This is a genomic window from Flagellimonas marina, from assembly GCF_042651185.1.
GTDB classification, from domain to species: domain Bacteria; phylum Bacteroidota; class Bacteroidia; order Flavobacteriales; family Flavobacteriaceae; genus Flagellimonas; species Flagellimonas marina.
The window spans coordinates 660,827-681,828 of sequence record NZ_JBHSCL010000004.1; the positions used below are offsets into that span (position 1 = coordinate 660,827).

Annotated in this window: 19 protein-coding genes; 12 read left to right on the forward strand and 7 right to left on the reverse strand. The window is 40.9% G+C overall.

The features are described 5' to 3' along the window. From ACFOWS_RS06530 to trxB, 10 genes are all read left to right on the forward strand, one after another. Complete coding sequence (locus tag ACFOWS_RS06530) at positions 1–1,455, forward strand: arginine decarboxylase (RefSeq protein ID WP_379763138.1); 1,455 nt, start codon at positions 1–3, stop codon at positions 1,453–1,455. Between the two features lie 19 nt (positions 1,456–1,474). Further along, the gene (speB, locus tag ACFOWS_RS06535) at positions 1,475–2,413 is read left to right on the forward strand and encodes an agmatinase (RefSeq protein WP_379763139.1); all 939 of its coding nucleotides are present in this window, start codon (positions 1,475–1,477) and stop codon (positions 2,411–2,413) included. Then, complete coding sequence (locus ACFOWS_RS06540) at positions 2,406–3,380, forward strand: deoxyhypusine synthase family protein (RefSeq protein ID WP_379763140.1); 975 nt, start codon at positions 2,406–2,408, stop codon at positions 3,378–3,380. Before speB ends, ACFOWS_RS06540 begins: the two co-directional genes overlap by 8 nt. Positions 3,381–3,382: 2 nt before the next feature. After that, a complete protein-coding gene (locus tag ACFOWS_RS06545) occupies positions 3,383–3,706 on the forward strand; it encodes a hypothetical protein (RefSeq protein ID WP_379763141.1) in 324 nt (107 codons plus the stop codon). Positions 3,707–3,837: 131 nt separating this feature from the next. Continuing rightward, the gene (locus tag ACFOWS_RS06550) at positions 3,838–4,290 is read left to right on the forward strand and encodes an NUDIX hydrolase (RefSeq protein WP_366590099.1); all 453 of its coding nucleotides are present in this window, start codon (positions 3,838–3,840) and stop codon (positions 4,288–4,290) included. Then, entirely contained in the window at positions 4,256–4,672 is a 417-nt protein-coding gene (locus tag ACFOWS_RS06555) for a VOC family protein (protein WP_379763142.1), read from the forward strand. Before ACFOWS_RS06550 ends, ACFOWS_RS06555 begins: the two co-directional genes overlap by 35 nt. Next, positions 4,672–5,457: an RMD1 family protein gene (locus ACFOWS_RS06560; protein WP_379763143.1), complete on the forward strand. Its 786-nt coding sequence runs from the start codon at positions 4,672–4,674 to the stop codon at positions 5,455–5,457. Before ACFOWS_RS06555 ends, ACFOWS_RS06560 begins: the two co-directional genes overlap by 1 nt. Positions 5,458–5,466: 9 nt before the next feature. Next, on the forward strand, positions 5,467–6,840 hold the full coding sequence (gene rimK, locus ACFOWS_RS06565) for a 30S ribosomal protein S6--L-glutamate ligase (RefSeq protein WP_379764496.1): 1,374 nt from the start codon (positions 5,467–5,469) through the stop codon (positions 6,838–6,840). A gap of 65 nt (positions 6,841–6,905) precedes the next feature. Beyond that, entirely contained in the window at positions 6,906–7,280 is a 375-nt protein-coding gene (locus ACFOWS_RS06570) for a hypothetical protein (RefSeq protein ID WP_366590092.1), read from the forward strand. Positions 7,281–7,938: 658 nt separating this feature from the next. Beyond that, positions 7,939–8,907, forward strand: a complete 969-nt coding sequence (gene trxB, locus ACFOWS_RS06575; RefSeq protein WP_379763144.1) for a thioredoxin-disulfide reductase — start codon at positions 7,939–7,941, stop codon at positions 8,905–8,907. Between the two features lie 75 nt (positions 8,908–8,982). On the opposite strand, the gene ACFOWS_RS06580 is transcribed toward trxB, so the two are convergent. Further along, positions 8,983–9,432, reverse strand: a complete 450-nt coding sequence (locus ACFOWS_RS06580; protein WP_366590087.1) for a hypothetical protein — start codon at positions 9,430–9,432, stop codon at positions 8,983–8,985. Positions 9,433–9,945: 513 nt separating this feature from the next. Between ACFOWS_RS06580 and ACFOWS_RS06585 the strand changes: the two genes are divergently transcribed. Together ACFOWS_RS06585 and ACFOWS_RS06590 are read left to right on the forward strand one after the other, a co-directional pair. Beyond that, a complete protein-coding gene (locus tag ACFOWS_RS06585; protein ID WP_379763145.1) occupies positions 9,946–13,032 on the forward strand; it encodes a SusC/RagA family TonB-linked outer membrane protein in 3,087 nt (1,028 codons plus the stop codon). Positions 13,033–13,076: 44 nt separating this feature from the next. Further along, positions 13,077–14,492, forward strand: a complete 1,416-nt coding sequence (locus tag ACFOWS_RS06590; protein WP_379763146.1) for a SusD/RagB family nutrient-binding outer membrane lipoprotein — start codon at positions 13,077–13,079, stop codon at positions 14,490–14,492. A gap of 149 nt (positions 14,493–14,641) precedes the next feature. Here ACFOWS_RS06590 and ACFOWS_RS06595 read toward each other — a convergent pair whose 3' ends face one another. The 6 genes from ACFOWS_RS06595 to ACFOWS_RS06620 form a co-directional block, all read right to left on the reverse strand. Then, positions 14,642–15,844: a C40 family peptidase gene (locus ACFOWS_RS06595; protein WP_379763147.1), complete on the reverse strand. Its 1,203-nt coding sequence runs from the start codon at positions 15,842–15,844 to the stop codon at positions 14,642–14,644. A gap of 60 nt (positions 15,845–15,904) precedes the next feature. After that, positions 15,905–16,951: a pyridoxal phosphate-dependent aminotransferase family protein gene (locus tag ACFOWS_RS06600; protein ID WP_379763148.1), complete on the reverse strand. Its 1,047-nt coding sequence runs from the start codon at positions 16,949–16,951 to the stop codon at positions 15,905–15,907. Further along, a complete protein-coding gene (locus ACFOWS_RS06605; RefSeq protein ID WP_379763149.1) occupies positions 16,951–17,961 on the reverse strand; it encodes a dipeptide epimerase in 1,011 nt (336 codons plus the stop codon). Before ACFOWS_RS06605 ends, ACFOWS_RS06600 begins: the two co-directional genes overlap by 1 nt. A 111-nt stretch (positions 17,962–18,072) precedes the next feature. Beyond that, complete coding sequence (locus ACFOWS_RS06610; RefSeq protein ID WP_379763150.1) at positions 18,073–18,795, reverse strand: head GIN domain-containing protein; 723 nt, start codon at positions 18,793–18,795, stop codon at positions 18,073–18,075. Positions 18,796–18,880: 85 nt separating this feature from the next. Next, positions 18,881–20,617, reverse strand: a complete 1,737-nt coding sequence (locus ACFOWS_RS06615; protein WP_379763151.1) for a PspC domain-containing protein — start codon at positions 20,615–20,617, stop codon at positions 18,881–18,883. Positions 20,618–20,626: 9 nt separating this feature from the next. Beyond that, on the reverse strand, positions 20,627–20,956 hold the full coding sequence (locus ACFOWS_RS06620) for a PadR family transcriptional regulator (protein WP_207097318.1): 330 nt from the start codon (positions 20,954–20,956) through the stop codon (positions 20,627–20,629). Between the last annotated feature and the right edge of the window lie 46 nt (positions 20,957–21,002).

Sequence of the window (21,002 nt, forward strand, 5' to 3'; positions counted from 1 at the left end):
ATGAAAACAAAATATATCGACTTGATCGATCAGACTTATGATTTTCCACAAGAGGAATTCCAACTAAGGGAAAACAAATTACAGTTTCACGGCATAGACCTTTATGATTTGGTGCAACGCTATGGAACTCCTTTAAAGTTTACCTATCTCCCCAAGATTTCCAAGAATATTCAACGGGCAAAGGGATGGTTTGGTAGCGCCATGGCCAAACATGACTATAAAGGAAAGTACCACTACTGTTATTGTACCAAAAGCTCCCATTTTGAGCATGTTCTTAAAGAAGCCCTTAAAAACGACATTCATATTGAAACGTCATCGGCCTTTGATATCAATATCGTGGAGCAGCTAAAAAAGAATGGTAAAATTTCCAAGAATACCTATGTGATTTGCAATGGGTTCAAGCGAGATCAATACATTCAGAATATAGCTCGATTAATCAATGAGGGACATAAAAACTGTATCCCAATCATTGACAATTATGAGGAAATAGAGCTATTGAGCGAAGCCATTGATGGTAAATTTAAGGTAGGCATCCGGATTGCTTCCGAAGAAGAGCCAAAATTTGAGTTCTATACCTCTAGATTGGGCATCGGCTACAAAAATATAGTTCCTTTTTACAACCAATCTATCAAAAACAATGATCAGGTAGAGCTGAAAATGTTGCATTTCTTCATAAACACAGGGATTCGAGACACAGCCTACTACTGGAACGAACTTTTAAAGTGTTTAAAGGTGTACATCAGCCTTAAAAAAGTATGCCCAACTTTGGATAGCCTTAACATTGGGGGTGGATTTCCCATTAAAAACTCTCTGGCCTTTGAGTATGATTATGCATATATGGTGGATGAAATCATTCATCAGATAAAGCAAGCTTGTGATGAAGCCGACGTGGAAGTGCCTCATATTTTTACTGAGTTTGGAAGTTTCACTGTAGGCGAAAGCGGGGGAACCATTTATGAAGTGCTTTATCAAAAACAACAGAACGATAGGGAAAAATGGAACATGATCAATTCTTCCTTCATTACTACCATGCCCGATTCTTGGGCCATTAGCAAAAGGTTCATCACCTTGGCCATAAATCGATGGAATGAGGAGTATGAACGTGTACTACTTGGGGGGTTGACCTGCGATAGTGATGATTATTATAACTCGGAGCAGCACATGAATGCTATTTATATGCCTAAGTACAAAAGGGACAAACCCTTGTACATTGGATTTTTTAATACAGGCGCCTATCAAGAGACCATAGGTGGTTTTGGTGGATTGCAGCACTGTTTGATTCCGCATCCCAAGCATATATTAATTCAAGAAGACGAGAACGGTAACTTGAAAAGTTCTGTATTTGCAGAACAGCAAACTGCTGAAGAATTCTTGTCCATTTTGGGATATGGACCAAAGAAAGATGATAATGGTCAATTGGACCATAAAAAAATGCTGGTTTCCAGTAAAAACTGAATACGAACGAGTTTAAAAAATGAAAACGAATAGAATATATGCCGGTATTCCAAAGGAATATGGGTCGGCCGAAAAGGCCAAAGTAGTGTTGTTGCCCGTCCCTTACGATGGGACAAGTACATGGGGTAAAGGTGCCGACAAGGGGCCAGAGGCCTTTTTGGAGGCCTCGGAAAACATGGAGACATATGACATTGAGACGGATAGCGAAGTCTACAAAGTCGGTGTTTATCTGGCAGATGCCCTTACTGATTTTGCTTCGCCCGAGTCCATGGTCAGTGCTGTGCATAAAACGGTAAAGGATTATATCAACCGGAACAAAGTGGTAACAATGATAGGAGGAGAGCATTCCATTTCCATTGGTGCCATTAGGGCGTTCAATGAATATTACGATGACCTTACAGTGCTTCAGATTGACGCCCATACCGATTTGCGGAAAGAATATCAAGGCTCTAAATACAATCACGCGTGTGCCCTATATGAGGCCAATGAAACCACAAATCTCATTCAAGTCGGTATTCGAAGCATGGACCACTCCGAAACCTTGGTCATGGACCGGGACAAGGTATTTTTTGCCCATGAGATGGTGACAGACGATTTTTGGATGGACAACGTTATCGATTTAATGACAGACAATGTCTACATTACTTTTGATTTGGATGCCTTGGACCCATCCATCATGCCATCCACCGGAACTCCGGAGCCAGGTGGACTTTTTTGGTATGAAACGTTGGAATTTTTAAAGAAGGTCTTTGAAGAACGAAATGTGGTAGGTTTTGATATTGTTGAACTATGCCCCAATGCAAACGACCGTTCTTCAGATTTTTTGGCAGCAAAATTATATTATAAAATGTTGAGCTACCGGTTCAACGAAAAAAATGATTATATCGAAGATGGGTTTGTTGGGGACGACGAAGATTTCAAGAAATCCAACACAATAACGGACGATTACGATGAGTAAAAAAGGAGAAATATCAAAATTTATTGAAAAATATTACCTTCATTTCAATGCCGCTGCCCTAGTGGATGCTGCAAAAGGATATGAAACACAATTGAACCAAGGATCTAAAATGCTCGTTTCCTTGGCAGGCGCCATGAGCACCGCCGAACTGGGCAAGATTTTTGCCGAGATTATCCGTACCGATAAAGTACACATTGTTTCCTGTACCGGTGCCAATCTGGAAGAAGATTTAATGAACCTCGTGGCACATTCGCACTATAAACGAGTGCCTAATTACCGGGACCTCACCCCCCAGGATGAATGGGATTTATTGGAAAAGGGATTAAATCGGGTAACGGATACCTGTATTCCAGAGGAAGAAGCCTTCCGCAGGTTGCAAAAACACATTTTTAAACTTTGGAAAAAGGCCGAGGATGAAGGTAAACGCTATTTCCCCCACGAATACATGTACCAACTTCTGCTATCCGGAGTTTTGGAAGAATACTATGAAATTGACATAAAGGATTCTTGGATGTATGCTGCAGCGGAGAAAAATCTCCCTATTGTGGTACCCGGATGGGAAGACAGTACCTTGGGCAACATCTTTGCAAGCTACGTCATTAAAGGCGATCTTAAGGCCAGTACCGTAAAATCTGGAATTGAATACATGACCTTTTTGGCGGATTGGTACTCTAAAAACTCCGATAAGGGGATAGGGTTCTTCCAGATAGGAGGAGGAATTGCGGGTGATTTCCCTATCTGTGTCGTGCCCATGTTGTATCAAGATTTGGAGCAGACCGATATTCCTTTTTGGAGCTACTTCTGCCAGATAAGTGATTCCACAACAAGTTTTGGATCGTATTCGGGAGCCGTTCCCAATGAAAAGATTACCTGGGGTAAATTGGACATCCACACCCCCAAATTTATAATAGAATCAGATGCAACCATTGTAGCGCCACTGATTTTTGCCTACTTATTAAACATGTAATAATGAAAAACAGACAAACTTTGGCGCTAAAACGCGTAATTGTGGATTACAAGAAGTTGGATAACAAGGTCCTTAACCTCTTGGTAGAAAAATATCCAGACGGGTATGACGATGATGACATCGTTACCTACCGAAATGCGGATAACGAAGTGGTGGAATGCATTGAGGTGCGCACCGAGGACACTGCATATTTAATTAAAGTGAGCAAACGCTTGGTCATGGCTATGGAGGATTATGATGTAAATGACGACAATGATGACGAAAGCGATGAAGAGCGATCGTTGGATACAGAAGGATTGGAAGAAAGCTCAGAGGAGGAGGACTGATCTAACGCCAAATTAAAAATTCAGAAGTAAAAGTGATAAACAATATGGCAATATGCCATAGTTGACTTAAATTGAGGTAATAATTATGGAAAGTGCGGGCATTGCTTGCACTTTCGCATCAATAAACCAATATGAAAAGAGTGGTCAAATCACGTCTGATTGCCTTACACAAGAACAAGGTGCTTGTCCTGCAAAAAGTGGGTAAACCATTGCGGTATACCTTGCCTGGGGGGGTAAAGAAAAAGAAAGAGACGGAAGAAGAGACCCTGATCAGGGAAGTGGGAGAAGAAATTAAACTGCGACTAGCGCCCGGTGACGTCCAGTTCTATTTGTCCCACATCAAAAAAGGGAAGACCGGAGCTATCATTAAAAATTATTTTCTCATTCAACTCCAACCGTCTGCCATCAAAGTAAAGGAGAAGCACAAGTTTGAAGCTGCCTTTTGGATGGATTGGAAAGAATCCTTGCCCTTTATGGATAAGTCGGACAGGTTGGCCGTAAGATCATATTTTAAAAGTTTTGGAAGAAAATCAAAGAAAACAGGAAAAAATGGAGGTCAAGTTCCATCTCGCCTTGCCATGTAAGGATATTGCCGAGACCAAGACCTTCTATCAGGAAGTCATCCAGGCAAACCTGGGGCGTCATACTGAAAAATGGTTGGACGTTGACCTTTTTGGTCATCAATTGACCTTTACCCAATCGGGAAACTTCAACTTCGATTTCAAGAATTATCGGTTGGAAGATTACATCCTGCCATCGTTCCACTTTGGGGTCATTGTACCTGTTTCCCATTGGGCGGAACTGTACCAAAGGCTTTCCCAAATGGATTTGGAAATAACCACCGAGGCCACCTTTATGCAGGATAAAGTTGGGGAGCATCTCTCATTTTTTGTGCAAGATCCCAATGGGTATATGGTTGAATTTAAAAGCTTTAAACAAGCAGCAGAGATTTTTGCAACAGAATAATGGACTTTAAGGCCATAGCACTTCACTTAGCAGGGAGTATAGATATTTCGGGCTGTAGGCAGGCGATTCATAAAAAGCTGCTATTTGGTGATCGAGATGAACTGTTCTATTCTGATGAAGGGGGATACGTGTATATTTTCAGATATGGCATTGTATCTTTTTATGGGCTGGATGAAGCATCGATTACCACCATTACCGAAGAACTAAAACCATTTTGTGTGGTTTGGCAGCAGTCAGAACTTACCGAAGAAATTGAGGTTGAATTGGCCAAAGGCAACGTAAAGCCCAAAGTAACCAATAATAAAATCATCTTGCCCGAATCGGATATAGAGGCCATGCGTTTAACGCTGTTGCATCTTTCCCAATCTGTGGCATTGGATTATTTCTCAGGTCTTTCGGACCAGATAATGAAGGAGACCCGACAGCATACCAATCATTTGGAGCTTCATGGGAAACTGGATCTTGGTGGCAAGAAATTAAAAAGACATATTGGGCGTGTGCTCAACATCAACAACCAAATTTCGGAAAACCTGTATATTTTTGACTCCCATGAAGTGACTTGGGAAGATGAGGATTTGGACCGATTGGACAAAAACTTAAAACAAATTTTTGATTTAAAGGAACGATATCGTACCATTAGGGAGCAAGGATACATTATAAAAGAGAACCTGAGCCTTTTTAAAGATATCATGGATCATAGGGAAAGCAGTAGACTGGAGTGGATCATTATTATTTTAATCTTGGTTGAGGTTGTGGACCTATTTATAATGCGATTGATAAACTAATAATAGATTATTTTGGACAGTACTAACATTTTGGGCAGCGAGGAATGGTGCCGATTGGATGATATGAGCATTCCGGCCATCAAGGCCCGAGTGGATTCTGGAGCAAAAACCTCCTCCATACAGGCGAGCAAAGTAAAGATTTTCACCAAGGGTTTGGAGGATTGGGTACGTTTTGAGGTCAACCCAATTCAGGATAACCGCAGTATTTCCATCCTTTGTCAGGCCAAATTATTTGATGTAAGGAGTGTAAAGAGTTCCCTGGGCATTTCAGAGGAACGCCCTGTAATAAAAACACCGGTCACTATTGGAGGAAACACTTTTGAAATTGAGCTTACCTTGGCCAATCGCGATACCATGGAATACCGTATGTTGTTGGGGCGGGAAGCCATAAGTGCTCGATATTTGGTGGACCCATCCAAAAGCTTTTGTCAAGGAGATATCTCTTCGGATGAAATTACCAAAAAGTACCGCCCCTATATGAATGAGAAATCAGGATTGACCTTGGGGCTTTTGGCCAGTAATCCTGAATTGTACAGCAATAAGAGAATTATTGAGGCCGGGGAGATGCGTGGACACAAAGTGGTCTTTCTCAATGTGGAAAACGCATACATGAAGTTGGATGCGAGTTCTCCTGAGATTCGCTATCGCGGAGGCAATATTTTGGACAAGTTTGATGCAGTAATTCCCCGAATAAAACCCGCTGTCACGTTTTATGGATGTGCCCTTTTGCGACAGTTTGATACCCTTGGGGTCTATTGTTTAAATTCTGCGGATTCCATTAGCAAGTCACGGGACAAACTGTTTGCATCACAATTGTTCTCCAAGCATGACATCCATATTCCCATCACAGGTTTTGCCAAGTCGCCCATGGACACCAAAGACCTCATACGCATGGTGAATGGCTCTCCATTGATCATAAAATTGCTAGAAAGTACTCAAGGCAAGGGTGTAGTGTTGGCGGAGACGAACAAAGCTGCCGAAAGTGTAATCAATGCCTTCAAAAGTGTGCAGACCAACATCTTGGTCCAAGAGTTCATAAAAGAGGCCAATGGTCAGGACATACGTTGCTTTGTAGTGAACGGAAAGGTAGTGGCTTCCATGCAGCGCCAGGCACAAAAAGGAGAGTTTAGGGCCAATATTCACCAAGGTGGTGCGGCATCAAAGATTAAAATAACACCAGAAGAGCGGAAGCTGGCGGTTAAATCTGCCAAAGTCCTCAATCTGGATGTGGCCGGGGTAGACATCATCCGTTCAAATAGAGGTCCGCTATTATTGGAGGTGAATTCATCCCCTGGTTTGGAGGGCATTGAAAACACAACAGGAATGGACATCGCCAATGTGATGATTGAGACCATAGAGCGCAAGTTGAAATATCATAATTGATTGATTCTAAGGAATTTCTTGTTAAATAATTTGCTTTTCTCATCATTTCTTTTATCTTACAAGATATGGTTGGAAAAGAAATAGATGAACACAAAGACTTTTTAGAACGGGCTATAAACTACCTCAAGGAAAGAGGTTTTACCAATATAAAAACAGATTTGCCCGGTTATGAATCTCCAAAAACTTTTGTAAAGAAGAAGGGCGGAACTAATCTTTCGGCCGATATATCAGCACACAAAAATGGCAGAAAATATTTTTTTGATATTAGTCTAAAGTCGTTTGACCCAAGTAAGTTGAAATCAAAATGGCTGCTGTTGGACACTGTGGCACGTCTTAGGTCCAACCGATTTAAAATAATTACTACCAAGGGACATTTCAAGTTCACCGATACTCTCCTAAGGGATGTGAATTTGACCAACAAAGAACCCATCAGAATATAAAGTTATTGAAACCTCCTAAAGGAGGTTTTTTTAATTTATTTCCAATCACACTACTTTTCTTTTTTGCTGTTCTCCTATATGTTTTAATATCGCATGGATAATTGCAGTTGTATTCCCCTACAAATTTTATTCATTTAGAAGTCGTTTTCAGGGTCATTTTAGTTGGATTTATACCGCTTCAAAAAAAAGTATGAACTCAAAACGGGCATTCGTTAACAGATATGCCCCATTTATTAATTGGGAGCATATCTGAAAATAAATCATGGTAAGTTTACCCCAACAAAAGCAAAACTCTTTGTAGTTATAGCACAAACCTCCAGAAAATTAAGATGAGTTAACCGTAAGGTATTTTACCTGATCTTAACCTACTGTCTTTTTTGAAAGAGGTTCCCGTTGCGCCAGGGGGTTTTGAGGTTGAGCCCCTTGGTTGTAACGGTTTTTATGATCAAGCAATTTTTTTCATAACTTGACCTACTTATTCAACGAAAAAGAGCCTTTCCCATGGGCTCTTTTTTATTTTGCTCCAAAATTCACCGTTTTCGTTTTACATTGTTCACATTTTTTAAAAAAAACGATAGATATGCGACACGGTCTCTTTGTAAGGTTCTTTGCAAAAAACCTACTTTTGTAAGATAACAAACAGAGGAAGACTTTTGCTATGTCAGAACAAATGGAAAGAGTAAAAACATTGATTATTGGGTCTGGACCGGCGGGCTATACTGCGGCCATCTATGCGGCCAGAGCTGATTTGAAACCTGTAATGTACACGGGAATGGAGCCTGGTGGACAGCTAACTACCACAACAGAAGTGGACAATTTTCCCGGATATCCCGAAGGGATAGATGGGCCTACCATGATGATTCAATTGCAGCAGCAGGCTGAGCGATTTGGTACTGAAGTACGAATAGGAATGATCACCGCTGTTGAATTGAGTAATGAGTTTGGTGGAATCCATAAAGTTACCGTGGATGACTCTACCCAGATTGAAGCGGAAACTGTCATCATTTCAACAGGGGCTTCTGCCAAATATTTGAACATTCCCAGTGAGCAACGCTTGCGTGGAGGTGGGGTTTCAGCATGTGCAGTGTGTGATGGGTTCTTTTACAAAGGACAAGAAGTGGCCATTGTTGGAGCTGGGGATACCGCTGCTGAAGAGGCTTCTTACTTGGCCAATATCTGTAAAAAAGTGACCATGTTGGTACGTAAAGACTATATGAGGGCCTCCAAAGCCATGCAGCATAGAGTTAACAGTATTGACAATATTGAAATAAAATACAACACAGAGGTTGATGAAGTTCTAGGTGACCAAGTAGTGGAGGGGCTTAGAATAGTAAACAATCAAACTGGAGAGAAGGAGGAGATTGCCATAACCGGACTTTTCATTGCCATTGGCCATAAACCCAACACCGATATTTTTAAAGGGCAATTGGATATGGATGAGACAGGTTACATCATAACCCAGCCCAAGTCCACCAAGACGAATAGACCTGGGGTTTTTGCCAGTGGGGATGCCCAAGACAAAATCTATCGTCAGGCCGTTACCGCGGCAGGAACCGGATGTATGGCTGCATTGGATGCAGAACGGTATTTAGCCGCTGTGGAGAGCAAAGAGACGGTAACTACATAAACTTCATGGTATTTCAAAAAAATAAAAAAAGGCACTGAACATATCAGTGCCTTTTTTGCTGCATCATATTCTCATTTAATCAATGCGCTTATAATTTTCAGAGAAGGTTTTATTGCCGTCTTCGTCCAAGGTTATTTGACTGTAGGTGTCATTTTGTAAGTCAAGCTTAAAAACAAATTCAGTCAAGGTATCCAAGGCTTTCATCATTTCGGCATCGCCATAGATGATGGTTTCATGGAGTTCATCATCTGTGATGTAATACGAACCATAACCAAATCTTCCATTGTTATCATTGGGTACATATCTGGACCACATCACCTTTCCATTGTAATACATCTTTACTTGGCGGTACCCTTCGGCTTTGGGCATGGTATCGGAGACATTAACTCCATCATCATATCTGTAAAAACTTTCCAATTCCCATGTGCCTTCAATGGAATGCATAGTTTCAGGTTTTGGAGCTGTAAATCTTGTGGCCGAGATTAAAATCAACATTAAAATGGCCAATCCCAATATTTTTTTCATAGTTGTTAGTTTAGCGTTAGACTACATTTCCCTTAATAAGATACAAATAATTTTAGCAAATAGTTAAAAATAGACCGATTAAAATAGAGATGTTTCAAACCGCAAAAGGCCCAGCAAATGACCGGACCTTTGACTGTATGAAAATGAAAAAAGTGCTTGTGTAAATTCGCTGCGTTAATCAATATTTATGAACGCTCCCAGAACCGAGTTTTTCGTAATGTCCTACCTTTTAAATTGTCCATCTTAACGGTATAAAACAAATTTATAGTTAATGAGAAAATTAGGTTTTCAACGAAAAAGCTGAATCTATGGTTTAACTGTGCTTTGCTAGTAAATAGGCAGGTGTGAAAATTTCATTAGTGAGTTGAGATATTTTCAAAAAAAAGCACTTTTAATGGATAATTATGGAATTCAAAAAAGAAAAACCTGTAAAAAATAACATTTATAAGTCACCATGTTTGATATGTAAAAAAAATTAAGCAAATTTCAGGTGAACTAACTCAAATAAAAATAATGAGAAACATTTATTTAACATGTATTGCAGTGTTTTCTTGTATTGCTGCCTTTGGCCAAACCATTTCGGGTACCGTATCCGATGTTTCGGGTACTCCGTTACCTGGGGTTACCATTGTAGTGAGTGGTACAAGTAACGGCACCACCACAGATTTTGATGGTAACTATACTATCAATGCTACCACGGGACAAGTATTGAATTTTTCCTATTTGGGAATGAAATCAAAAGAAGTCACGATAGGTTCCGTATCAACGATCAACGTTGTTCTGGAAGAAGATTCAACACAATTGGACGAGGTAGTTGTAACTGCCTTTGGTATTACGCAAGAGAAAAAAGCTTTGGGCTATTCTGTGCAAAGTGTTGATGCAGAATCAATTACTAAAACAAGACAGGCCAATGCCGTAAGTGCTTTGCAAGGGCAAGTGGCCGGGGTGCAAATCACAAACTCGGGAGGTGCGCCGGGACAAAGTGCCAGAATAATCATTAGGGGAATCAACTCTTTGGATCCCCAAGCAGACAACCAACCTTTGTTTGTTGTTGATGGTGTGCCAATAGACAATTCCACGGTTGAAGCAGGTGCTTTCAATGGAAGTAGCACACCAAGAGGTTTGACGAATCGCGCTGCGGATATAAATCCTGCGGATATAGAGTCCATGTCAATCCTTAAAGGTGCTGCGGCAACGGCTTTGTATGGTGTTAGGGCTGCTAACGGAGCGGTTATCATTACTACCAAAAAAGGTCAGGCGGGCCAATTAAGGGTCAACATAAATACCTCTGTTGGGTTTGAAGAATTAAATCGATTGCCAGAGTTGCAAGACGAATTTGGCCAAGGTTTTAGCGGGGAGTATCAACCGGATAGTTTCTGGCCAGCCTGGGGGGCTCCAATTTCGGAGGTTGCTGAGACTGTTCCCGGACACAAATATCAAAATAACTGGAATCGTGCATTTGATACAGGAGTGCAAACAGACCATGGATTAAGCATTTCTGGGGGCAGTGAAAATGTCACTTTCTACGGTTCGCTAGGTAGATTTAAGCAAGAAGGTATTATTCCGTTCAGTGATTGGGATAGGACAACGGCAAAAATATCGGGTACAGTTAAACTTAGCGAAAAGTTCAATTTTAGCGGTTCGGTAAACTATTCCAACTCTGGGGGGAATCGTGTGCCCCATGACCGATTCATGGAGCGTATGATGTATTGGGCGGAAACACAGGATGTCCGTGATTATATCAATCCAGATGGGACCATGCGGACTTACGGAAACACCAACCCTATCTACGATGCACGTTTCAGTACTTATAAAGATGATGTTAATAGGATTATTGGAAACCTGAATTTAAATTATAACCCAACAGATTGGCTTATGGTTTCCTATCGTTTGGGAGTGGATACGTATAATGACTCAAGAACCGAAATTACACCGGGTCCTAAAGGGATTGATGGTGAAGTACCTTTGAGTTCTACAGGATTCATTGAAGAGACAAGGATTAACAGCAGGGATTTGACTTCCAATTTTTACATCACTTTAAAAAAGAAATTCGGTAACGACTGGAATACTACATTGCGATTGGGTAATGATATTTTTGAAAGAAGGTTCGACAGGGTTACCTTGAGAGGTGTGGATTTTGTGATACCTGATTTTTTCAATGTAAGCAATACCAGGCAAAATTTCAATAGTCAAGGAGAAAGCATAAGAAGACTGGTTGGATTTTATGGAGATTTACAGGTCAATTACAGCGACTATCTCTTCCTGAATGTCACGGGAAGAAATGATATTTCATCGACCTTGCCAAAAGATAACAATTCGTTCTTCTACCCTTCCGTAAGTTTGGGATATGTTTTCAGCGATCATTTTGAAGTTCCATCTTGGTTGAGTTTTGGTAAACTCAGGGCCTCTTGGGCACAAGTGGGAAAAGATACCAATCCCCATGTTTTGGGATCTTTCTTTGTTTCACCCAGTCAGTTTCCTTTAAATGGACAGGTAGGATTTAGTAGAGACAGTGAATTTGGTGATCCAGCGTTGAGACCAGAGCTAAATACATCATTGGAATTTGGAGCACAACTTGCTTTCTTCGACAGTAGATTGAATCTGGATGTTACGTACTATAAAAACAATGCCGAAGATCAAATTATTCCAGTGCCGATTTCTGATGCCACAGGCTTTTCATCCTTCATCACCAATGCTGGAGAAATTGAAAATAGCGGTTTTGAAGTAGTGCTTAGTGCTGATATCATAAGAGGAGAAGACTTCAATTGGACGACCACGGCAAACTTTTCAGTCAATAACAATGAGATAATAGCAATTCGTGAAGGGATTGATGAAATTTTTGTAGGAAGTCAATTTGGTTATGTCGGAAGTACGGTAAGTATGCGATTGATTGAAGGTGAAGCCTATGGCAACCTTTATGGTACTAGTTATCAAAGGTTTGGCGCTAACGAAGACGCTATTTTCTTGGATAGGGGCCTACCAGTTGTAATTGGCGAGAATGGATTTCCAGTACGTAATGGGGACCAATTGATTTTGGGCAACGCGGTGCCAAAATTCATAGGTGGTTTAAGAAATGAGTTGAACTACAAGAATTTTGATCTAAGCTTTCTAATAGATTTTAGGGCCGATGTGGAGCAATACAATCAATTCGATAACTTTCTTGCTGCATTTGGTAAAGCGGAATATACAGCGGCTAGAAATGACTTTAGGGTTTTTGAGGGGGTATTGGAGAATGGATCTCCAAATACACAGGAAGTTTGGCTCGGACAGGGCGTAGGCCCAGACGGCGTAGACTATGGAGCAGGTTTTTGGAGAAACCATTACAGGGGTGTTAGTGAGAACTTTGTACAGGACGCAAGTTTTATCAAGTTAAGAAACATAACCTTGGGCTATAATTTTGACAAGAAGCTTTTGGACAAGACCCCTTTTACCACGTTTAGGATTTCTGCATCTGCAAATAATATTATTCTCTATACCCCATGGGACGGTTTTGATCCAGAATCGTTTTCCGCGGGAGCAGGTGGAAATGCTGTAGGGTTTACTGGTCTTGGATTCCCAGGGACACAAAGTTATTTCTTAACATTGAATATGGGATTGTAGACCGTGTGATTGCAATTCTAAAATGTTCATTAAAAAATAGATTTATGAAATTTAAATATTTAGTTACTAAAATATTGAGTGTAGGAGGAATTTTTCTGATTTCGTCCTGTGACTCATACTTGGATGTCAATGAGAATCCAAATAACCCTGTCGATGCACCGATTTCAGGTTTAATGATCAATAGCTCCTATGAATCGGCTTTAAATGTATTCCGTGTGGGAGACATAACGTCTAATTATGTACAATATTTGGCTTCCCCAAATCCAGCAAGCGCTTCTGATACTATGGAGCCGTTAAGTTTCAATTCAACATGGTTTAATCTGTATAATGTCATGACAGATCTTACGGTATTGATCGAAAAATCTGAAGAACAGGGCGCTGGGCACTATCAAGGTGCAGCACAAATATTGATGGCCCTGAATTTAAGCATGGGTGTGGATATTTTTGGAGATATGCCTTTTTCGGAGAGTTTCAATTTTGAGACCGTTACACCGGCATACGATGAGGATACGCAGCTCTATGAACTTATAATTCAATATCTGGATGATGGTATCGCCAATCTTCAAGGTTCAACGACCTCTTCTTTGGGGGACGATGATTTCATATATGGCGGAAATGTGGATTATTGGATTTCTTTCGGAAATATGCTCAAGGCCAGATATATGCTGCACTTGAGTGAATTGCCAAGTTATGACGAAAGTGCACTTTTAAGTGCATTGGACAATGGCTTTTCTTCCAATGAAGAGAATGCGGACGTTACCTTTTTTGATGAAGCCGTGAACCCTTGGTTTAATGTGGCAAGGAATAACGCAGATTTACTTTTGGGAGGATGGATATCCGAGCAATTTATTGAAGCTACTGATGGTACCACTTTTGGTGTGGCAGACCCTAGATTGCCTCTTATGGTAGGCGCAACGGATGATGATGAATATGTAGGTACTGTAAATGGAGCAGGTAGGGGAGACGCTCCGCCATCTGGCGCAAGGTCCACACTCATTGAAGGTCAATTTTATACGTCGCTTGCCTCACCAGTTTTGATAGCAACTTTCAGTGAGCAAAAGTTTATAGAAGCTGAAGCAACGTTTACCCTTGATAAAGCAAGATCTTATCAAGCTTATTTGGACGGCATACGGGCACACATGGAGATGCTTTCGGTTCCAGATGCGGAAATTGACACATACATTAACAATCCAAGTGTTGGTATGGGTGTGGCTGCATTCACCATAGACGATATTTTTAAGGAAAAATGGGTAGCTCTCTTTCTTCATCCCGAAGCTTGGAATGATGCTCGGAGATATGATTATCAATACGATAATATGGATTTACCTGAAAATCTTAACCCAGATTTAAACGGACAGTTTATTCGTAGGTTGGCGTATCCAGACAATGAAATCAGTAGAAATGGAAGCAATGTTCCTGAGGTTACATTGTTAGATCGTATCTTCTGGGATGTTCAATAATGTCTATGGCAACATCTGCTTTAGTGGCATAGATGTATTCACCTAAACGGTTTCTTGATATAAAGGATTCACTTAAAGGAATCAAGAATCCATAAAAATAAAAGGCCATCCTATCGGATGGTCTTTTTAATGGTACAATTCTTTTAAAATTAAAACACGTCCTGCTCCTTCAAATACAGAAGGCCATCATCCTTTTGGTTTAGGATACGCTTGGTTCTCAAGTACCTGTTGTAATTGTATGCATCAAAATTTTCGGAATCCTTGTCCACACTACTGATATGAACACTCCCTGCGGAATGGATAAACTCATTGTTGCCGATCCACATCCCCACATGGATAACCCGTTCTGGACTTGTTTCCGTAGCTTTTTCGCCAAAAAAGAGCAAATCACCGGGTACGAGTTGGTCAAAATCCTTGGAATCATCAACCAAAATACCTTCATGGATTTGTTGTGACGCATCTCTGGGTATAATCATTCCGTTCATAAAAAAGATGGTTTTTGTAAAACCGCTACAGTCTACACCCTTAATGGAAGTACCACCCCACAAATAGGGCACACCGAGCAAGGTCTTGGATGTTTCCACCAAAGATTCCTGTGTCGGGGCCAACGAAGATTTCCAGTCTTGGTAAGTAGAAGCTTCCGATTTTTTTACAAATGCTTTTTTCCCATCTGGATAGTTTACCTCATAAAAGGCTCTAGTATCCGCAACCAAGCTTAAAATGTTTCCAGCCACTAAATCGGATACGATTTGAGAGGATTCATCAGCACGGGTATAGGCGTTGCCATATATTTTGGTGTAAATCAATTTTTCTGAGTTTTGCCAAGCATCAAATTGGGTTTTATCCATCAATTCAACACCTCCACTGTCTACCCATCCCAAGTATTTATCTGGAGTTTGGATTTGATACCAACTCCCTTTTTTCTGATACACCTTCAGGGGCATGCCCAAAGTACCTTGTGTGACCATTTCTGCGGAATGTGCTGGATTCGACCGAATATTCGCCACAGAAAGGGCAATAGCACCATATATTTTTCCTTCCAAGTCATCCGCGGGAAGAGTTTGAATACTATCAGTATAAGAAATCTGGAGTGAATCCAACATAGTTCGCAAAGCGCTCAGGGCTTCGGGCATATTGGTTTTCCCAATCAGGGTGTATTCTCCTGCATTTTCCTTTGATTGAACATCAAACAGGGCCACACGTTTATCGGGAGCATACATTGACCGAACAGATGAAATAACTTGGTCCGCTTTACTTGGTGCTGTGCTTTTCTCTGTTTTGCACCCCAAAACAACAAAAGCAAGTAACGCAAAGAAGGGTAGACCATTTTTTAATATACAAGGCAGCTTCATACACTAATTTTATGGGTTTAACTATATATGATAAATTAATAAATTCATTAGAAATTCCAATCAACCAATAAGCGCATTCACACGCTGTGCCAAGGCTTCAATATCTTCGGTTGTATGATAAGCGCTCAGCACAATGCGACTTATTAGGGGACCAGTGTCATCGGGGTAATGGAAATTGGTGAAAATAAAACGGTTATCTATTAGTTCCTGAGCTAATTTTTCATCTTGGAACTCAAAGGTGGGATGTCCTTCCATCTGCATAAAAAATGATACATTCCGAACTTGGGATTTGAAATGAACATAATTGTCTTTGAGTTTAACCATTCGCTCTGAATAGATGTTTTGTGCATCCAGCAGAGTACCCATAAATGATGGCGATGCTGGACTTGCACCACCAAAAAAAGAGGTGGATCGTAGGGTTTTGATATCGTCATTGTTTCCAAAAATGGCACCTGCTTGAATGCCCAACGCCTTTCCCAACGAACAGCAAACCAACAGTTTGTATGGGTTGAGTGCTTTAAGTGTGTTAAAACATCCACTTCCTTGATGGCCAACAACTCCAATACCGTGTGAGTCGTCTCCTACCAAAATAATCTTGTCCAATGGAAGCTCTTTCAACTTCTTAAAGTTTGGATAGTGCTCTCCTGAAAAATCTATGGTGTCAAATACAACCACAGGAGGCAACAAATTTTCACGGTCAGTATTATTAATCAGTTCTTTCAGTTCTTCAAAGCCCTTGGTTTTTATTACGCCATGAGTAACCAGTGCAGCGTGGGCATTAGGTGCGGCAATAACCGGGTGACCTTTTTCCAAATAAACTTGTACCACCAATAGGGCGGCCAAGTATCCTGATGACATGGTCAAACAACTTTCACTACCGACCCATTTTGCCAAAAATTTTTCGGATTTGTCATAAATATCGAGGGATACGTTCGATTTTCTTGATGCACCATAGTGCATCCCGTATTTGGAAACATTATTTAGATACAATTCTTTAAATGGTGTATAATTTTGCAGTCCTAAATAGGCGGTTCCCCCAAAATACAGATGAGGCTTGCCATTAATTGAAACCGTTCTATCGGGTATGTTTTGGATAGGGTAGGCCATTAGAGCAATTCTATTCCACTACCAGGTAGCTCCGGAAATATTACTTTTCCATTGTTCAATATCCGTACTCCCTTAGCTAAATCTCTTTTTAGAAGCATGGCACCATCCATATCCACATAGTCCAATTGCGGCAAAAGTTGTGCAATGGCTGAAATGCCCACGGTGGACTCCGTCATACAACCTACCATTAATTGAAGTCCAAGTTCCCTACCTTTTTTAATCATTCTTCTGGCCGGGGTCAATCCTCCACATTTGGTCAGTTTAATATTGATACCATGAAAATAAGGACCACAAGCTTCCACATCACTTTCTATAATGCAGCTTTCATCTGCGATAATGGGCAAAACCGATTGTTCCCTTACCAAGGCCATTCCTTCCCAATCATCTGCCTTTAAGGGTTGTTCCAAAAACTCAACGCCAAGTTCTTTTAACAGGGGGGCATTTTTTATGGTCTCGTCTGCGGTCCATGCCGTATTGGCATCAATTCGGAATACGCTAGCTGTATGTTTGCGCAGCTCACGAATAATTTCCACATCTTCGTTGGTGCCCAATTTTATTTTGTAAAGTGGCCATGGTTTTTCCTTTAATTTGGCCACCATCTTTTCGATGGTATCAATGCCGATGGTGTAGTTGGTTATGGGATATTGATCAGTAGTGGTACCCCAGATTTCGTAGAGGGGTTTGCCTTTTAGTTTGCCATATAGGTCATTTGCGGCCAAATCTAAAGCACAGAGGGTGAATTTATGGAGGTTCAAGGTTTCTAAATGCGCATAAAAATTTTCTGGCGTATCAAAATCAAAGTCTTCAATTTGGTCTCTTACGGCTTGTATTTCGGCCATCATTCCTTCAATGGTTATTTTATAATAGGGGTTAGAGGTGGCCTCTCCGTACCCTGTTTTTCCATTAAGGGTCAAACCAACGATCAATGTATCTTGTTCATCCCTCGATTCTCTGGAAATGGAAAATGTGTGTGCCAGTGGAAGAATGTATTTCTTCAAGATTATCTGCATAGGACTGTATTCATTCAGTTTTGCGAATATAGGTTTTAGGGCAGATATATTAATGACAAAAGCCCATTGAAAAAACAATGGGCCTTCAACAAATTTAAAGAGAAAAATGAATTAATATTTATGTACGCTCCCGGAAACAGATTTTTTGGTTTGCACGCTTGCCTCTCCGGTATATTTGATATCCGCTCCGCTACTGGCATCGGCTACCAAAGATTCTGAAACATTCACCGAGATATCTGCCCCGCTGCTGGCATCGGCATTGCACGTCTTGGCCAAAAGATCTTTTGCCTTAATGTCCGAACCGCTGCTAGCGTCCGCATAGAGCATATCGGCCCTTCCGGAAAGCCGAATGTCGGCACCGCTGCTAGCATCTGCGGATACCTCCCGTGCCACAACTTCAACCTGTAGATCGGAACCACTGCTGGCATCCAACTCCAAAGTTTCGGACTCGATTACATTTTGTGCAATGAGGTCGGCACCACTGGAACTTTTTAATGCTGTTACCGTAGGTAAGGAAACGTATATCTTTTTGGTGGCCCGTCCAATGTTCTCAATGGCATGGATTTTAAGTTTTCCATCTTTGATATCTGTTCCGATTAAGTCTATGATGTTTTCATCAGCTTCAACGGTAATCTTATATTCCTTGTCTTGGGTTACAAAAACATCCAGGCCTTCCGAAGCTGATACTTCGGTAAAATCTTCTGAGATGTTTCTGGATTCTTCTACTACCTCACCGTTTCCTTTTTTGCCGTCGCCAAAGTTCATATCGAACATACAGGACGATGCAAAAAGTGAAAATAGTGCTGCGATTGCTAATCTTGCGAGTGTTGTCATGATTGTTGTTTTAATGATTGATTAAAATTCGTTTTTTTGATTTGTCTTCTAAATTAATGGTTGCCCAATTGTTGAAAAAAGGGTCTCAATTGTTATTTTTTTCTCCCGCTTTTACTTTAATGCCATCTTCATTGATTTTCATTTCAAAGGAATCCTCACGATCTTTAAGATTGATGTCCACACCATCTTCATTGATGATGATTTTTCCACCTTCTTCCTCTTCATCAGTATCTTCGGGTTCATCGGGACAGTTCTGGCACTTCAATTCGCCGTCTTCGCCCATTGTCCAAGTGTAGCCAATAATTCCACTTCGGTAATATCCTTTATCGTTAAGGATGCCACTGGACACATGACCCCTGGTGGATTCATCAAACCGAACTACGCTCCCATTGGGAATGTAGATGGTTGTGGTCACCTCTTGATCTCTGGCCTTATTGGAAACATCGGTGACCAAATGTTCATCAACAATGATTTCATTCCCGGCAATTGAAAAACCATAATCAATGGCTTTGGCCCGTTCCCGTGCCGCAAGTAAAGTACTTCCATGGGCATCTTTTCGGATGTTGATATTGATCATGGAATCCACAGACTTTCTCAATTTAATGTGGACGTCGTCTGAAATCAATATTTTGTTATCATTTTCGTCATAGGTGAAAGACATTCTTCCAAAATGAACGTTTTCCATGTTATGGTCATACGCAGACTCCTTCATTTTAATGATTAAAGTGTCATTTGGGTTCTCCAACACCATTTCTTCCCTCACATTAACACTGCCTACGTTGGCAAATTCAGCTGCCTGGCGAATACCAAGTGCGAACAAAGTTCCAACCGAAATCAGCCAAAGTCCCAAAAGTGAAAACTTGGCAATGTTTCCTATAGATTTTAGATTGTTGACCAAAATCTTTAATCCCAAGTAGAGAACAAAGAAGAACGGAATGCTAAAGGCGAAGAACAGCAGTATTGAAAGTACCCAGACAGGGACGCCTGTGGTGCCTACAATTTCATAAAAATCAACTCCTGGAAAATGTACGGCATTCAACAGTCCCACTGAAAACAGAGCAATAAACAATGCTATAAGTGCGGTTGCACCAACGATAATCAACAAAATGCCAATGAACTTGCCAAATACTTTAAACAGGAACATGATAATATCCCCTATGGCATCAAAAAAGGTCTTGGAGCTGCTTTTGACCTTGTTGCCCACTTTTTCGTAGTCAACGTTTTTTACTTTGTCGGCAACATCATCAAACCCCTCTTTAACCTTGCGTTCTATATTGCTGATGTTGACAGGCTCTCCCCGCATATCCAATTTTTGCGAGGTGGTGGCCGCTTCGGGAACCAAAATCCAAAGTAAAATGTAGGCTATCAGGCCAAATCCGGTGAAAACGGCCAAAAGGATAAAGATCAAACGAATCCAAAGGGCGTCAAAACCTAAATAATGTTCTAGACCGGAACAGACACCCCCAATGTATTTTTGGTCAATGTCCCTGTAAAGTTTTTTTGCCTTGCTTCTAGGAGCGTCATAGGTCTTTTTGGGTTCATCCTCAAAGATGTCCTCGTCCACCATGTAGTCTTCGGGTTGCCCCATGACATTGATGACCTCGTCCACCTGTTTTTGAGTGATGACCTGTCGTTCGTTTTCCATTTTCTCTAAAAAGAGTTCGGCTATTCGAGCTTCGATATCGGCAATGATCTCATCGCTTCCCGGAGTGCCGGAAAAAGACCGTTTTATGGACTCCAAATATCGTCTCAGCTTGTTATACGCATCATCATCGATATGAAAGAGCGTATTGGCTAAATTTATATTTACTGTCTTGTTCATTTTTGATACTTATTTTGTGTTGGTTACCAGATTGACTGCATTTCTTAGTTCGTCCCACGTTCCGTTGAGTTCATTAAGGAACAATTTACCGGTTTCGGTAAGGGCGTAGTATTTCCGGGGAGGTCCCGAGGTGGATTCTTCCCAACGATAGTTGAGTAAACCTGCGTTTTTCAACCTCGTCAACAAAGGGTATATGGTACCTTCCACTACTAACATCTTAGCGTCCTTAAGGGCCTCCAGAATCTCGGAGGCATACTTGTCATCATCTTTTAAGATGGACAAGATGCAGTACTCCAGAACCCCTTTGCGCATCTGTGCTTTTGTGTTTTCTATGTTCATAACTTCATGGTTCTATTAAATTAACTGTCCGTTTTTTTGTTTCCAC

What these genes read in the sequence shown, in the direction of transcription:
- ACFOWS_RS06560 (WP_379763143.1), top strand. Translation starts at nt 4,672, where the DNA reads ATGGACTTTAAGGCCATAGCACTTCACTTAGCAGGGAGTATAGATATT.
- ACFOWS_RS06585 (WP_379763145.1), top strand. Translation starts at nt 9,946, where the DNA reads ATGAGAAACATTTATTTAACATGTATTGCAGTGTTTTCTTGTATTGCT.
- trxB (WP_379763144.1), top strand. Translation starts at nt 7,939, where the DNA reads ATGTCAGAACAAATGGAAAGAGTAAAAACATTGATTATTGGGTCTGGA.
- ACFOWS_RS06610 (WP_379763150.1), bottom strand. Translation starts at nt 18,795, where the DNA reads ATGACAACACTCGCAAGATTAGCAATCGCAGCACTATTTTCACTTTTT.
- speB (WP_379763139.1), top strand. Translation starts at nt 1,475, where the DNA reads ATGAAAACGAATAGAATATATGCCGGTATTCCAAAGGAATATGGGTCG.
- ACFOWS_RS06570 (WP_366590092.1), top strand. Translation starts at nt 6,906, where the DNA reads ATGGTTGGAAAAGAAATAGATGAACACAAAGACTTTTTAGAACGGGCT.
- ACFOWS_RS06540 (WP_379763140.1), top strand. Translation starts at nt 2,406, where the DNA reads ATGAGTAAAAAAGGAGAAATATCAAAATTTATTGAAAAATATTACCTT.
- ACFOWS_RS06545 (WP_379763141.1), top strand. Translation starts at nt 3,383, where the DNA reads ATGAAAAACAGACAAACTTTGGCGCTAAAACGCGTAATTGTGGATTAC.
- ACFOWS_RS06550 (WP_366590099.1), top strand. Translation starts at nt 3,838, where the DNA reads ATGAAAAGAGTGGTCAAATCACGTCTGATTGCCTTACACAAGAACAAG.
- ACFOWS_RS06620 (WP_207097318.1), bottom strand. Translation starts at nt 20,956, where the DNA reads ATGAACATAGAAAACACAAAAGCACAGATGCGCAAAGGGGTTCTGGAG.
- ACFOWS_RS06580 (WP_366590087.1), bottom strand. Translation starts at nt 9,432, where the DNA reads ATGAAAAAAATATTGGGATTGGCCATTTTAATGTTGATTTTAATCTCG.
- ACFOWS_RS06530 (WP_379763138.1), top strand. Translation starts at nt 1, where the DNA reads ATGAAAACAAAATATATCGACTTGATCGATCAGACTTATGATTTTCCA.
- ACFOWS_RS06615 (WP_379763151.1), bottom strand. Translation starts at nt 20,617, where the DNA reads ATGAACAAGACAGTAAATATAAATTTAGCCAATACGCTCTTTCATATC.
- ACFOWS_RS06595 (WP_379763147.1), bottom strand. Translation starts at nt 15,844, where the DNA reads ATGAAGCTGCCTTGTATATTAAAAAATGGTCTACCCTTCTTTGCGTTA.
- ACFOWS_RS06605 (WP_379763149.1), bottom strand. Translation starts at nt 17,961, where the DNA reads ATGCAGATAATCTTGAAGAAATACATTCTTCCACTGGCACACACATTT.
- ACFOWS_RS06600 (WP_379763148.1), bottom strand. Translation starts at nt 16,951, where the DNA reads ATGGCCTACCCTATCCAAAACATACCCGATAGAACGGTTTCAATTAAT.
- ACFOWS_RS06590 (WP_379763146.1), top strand. Translation starts at nt 13,077, where the DNA reads ATGAAATTTAAATATTTAGTTACTAAAATATTGAGTGTAGGAGGAATT.
- ACFOWS_RS06555 (WP_379763142.1), top strand. Translation starts at nt 4,256, where the DNA reads ATGGAGGTCAAGTTCCATCTCGCCTTGCCATGTAAGGATATTGCCGAG.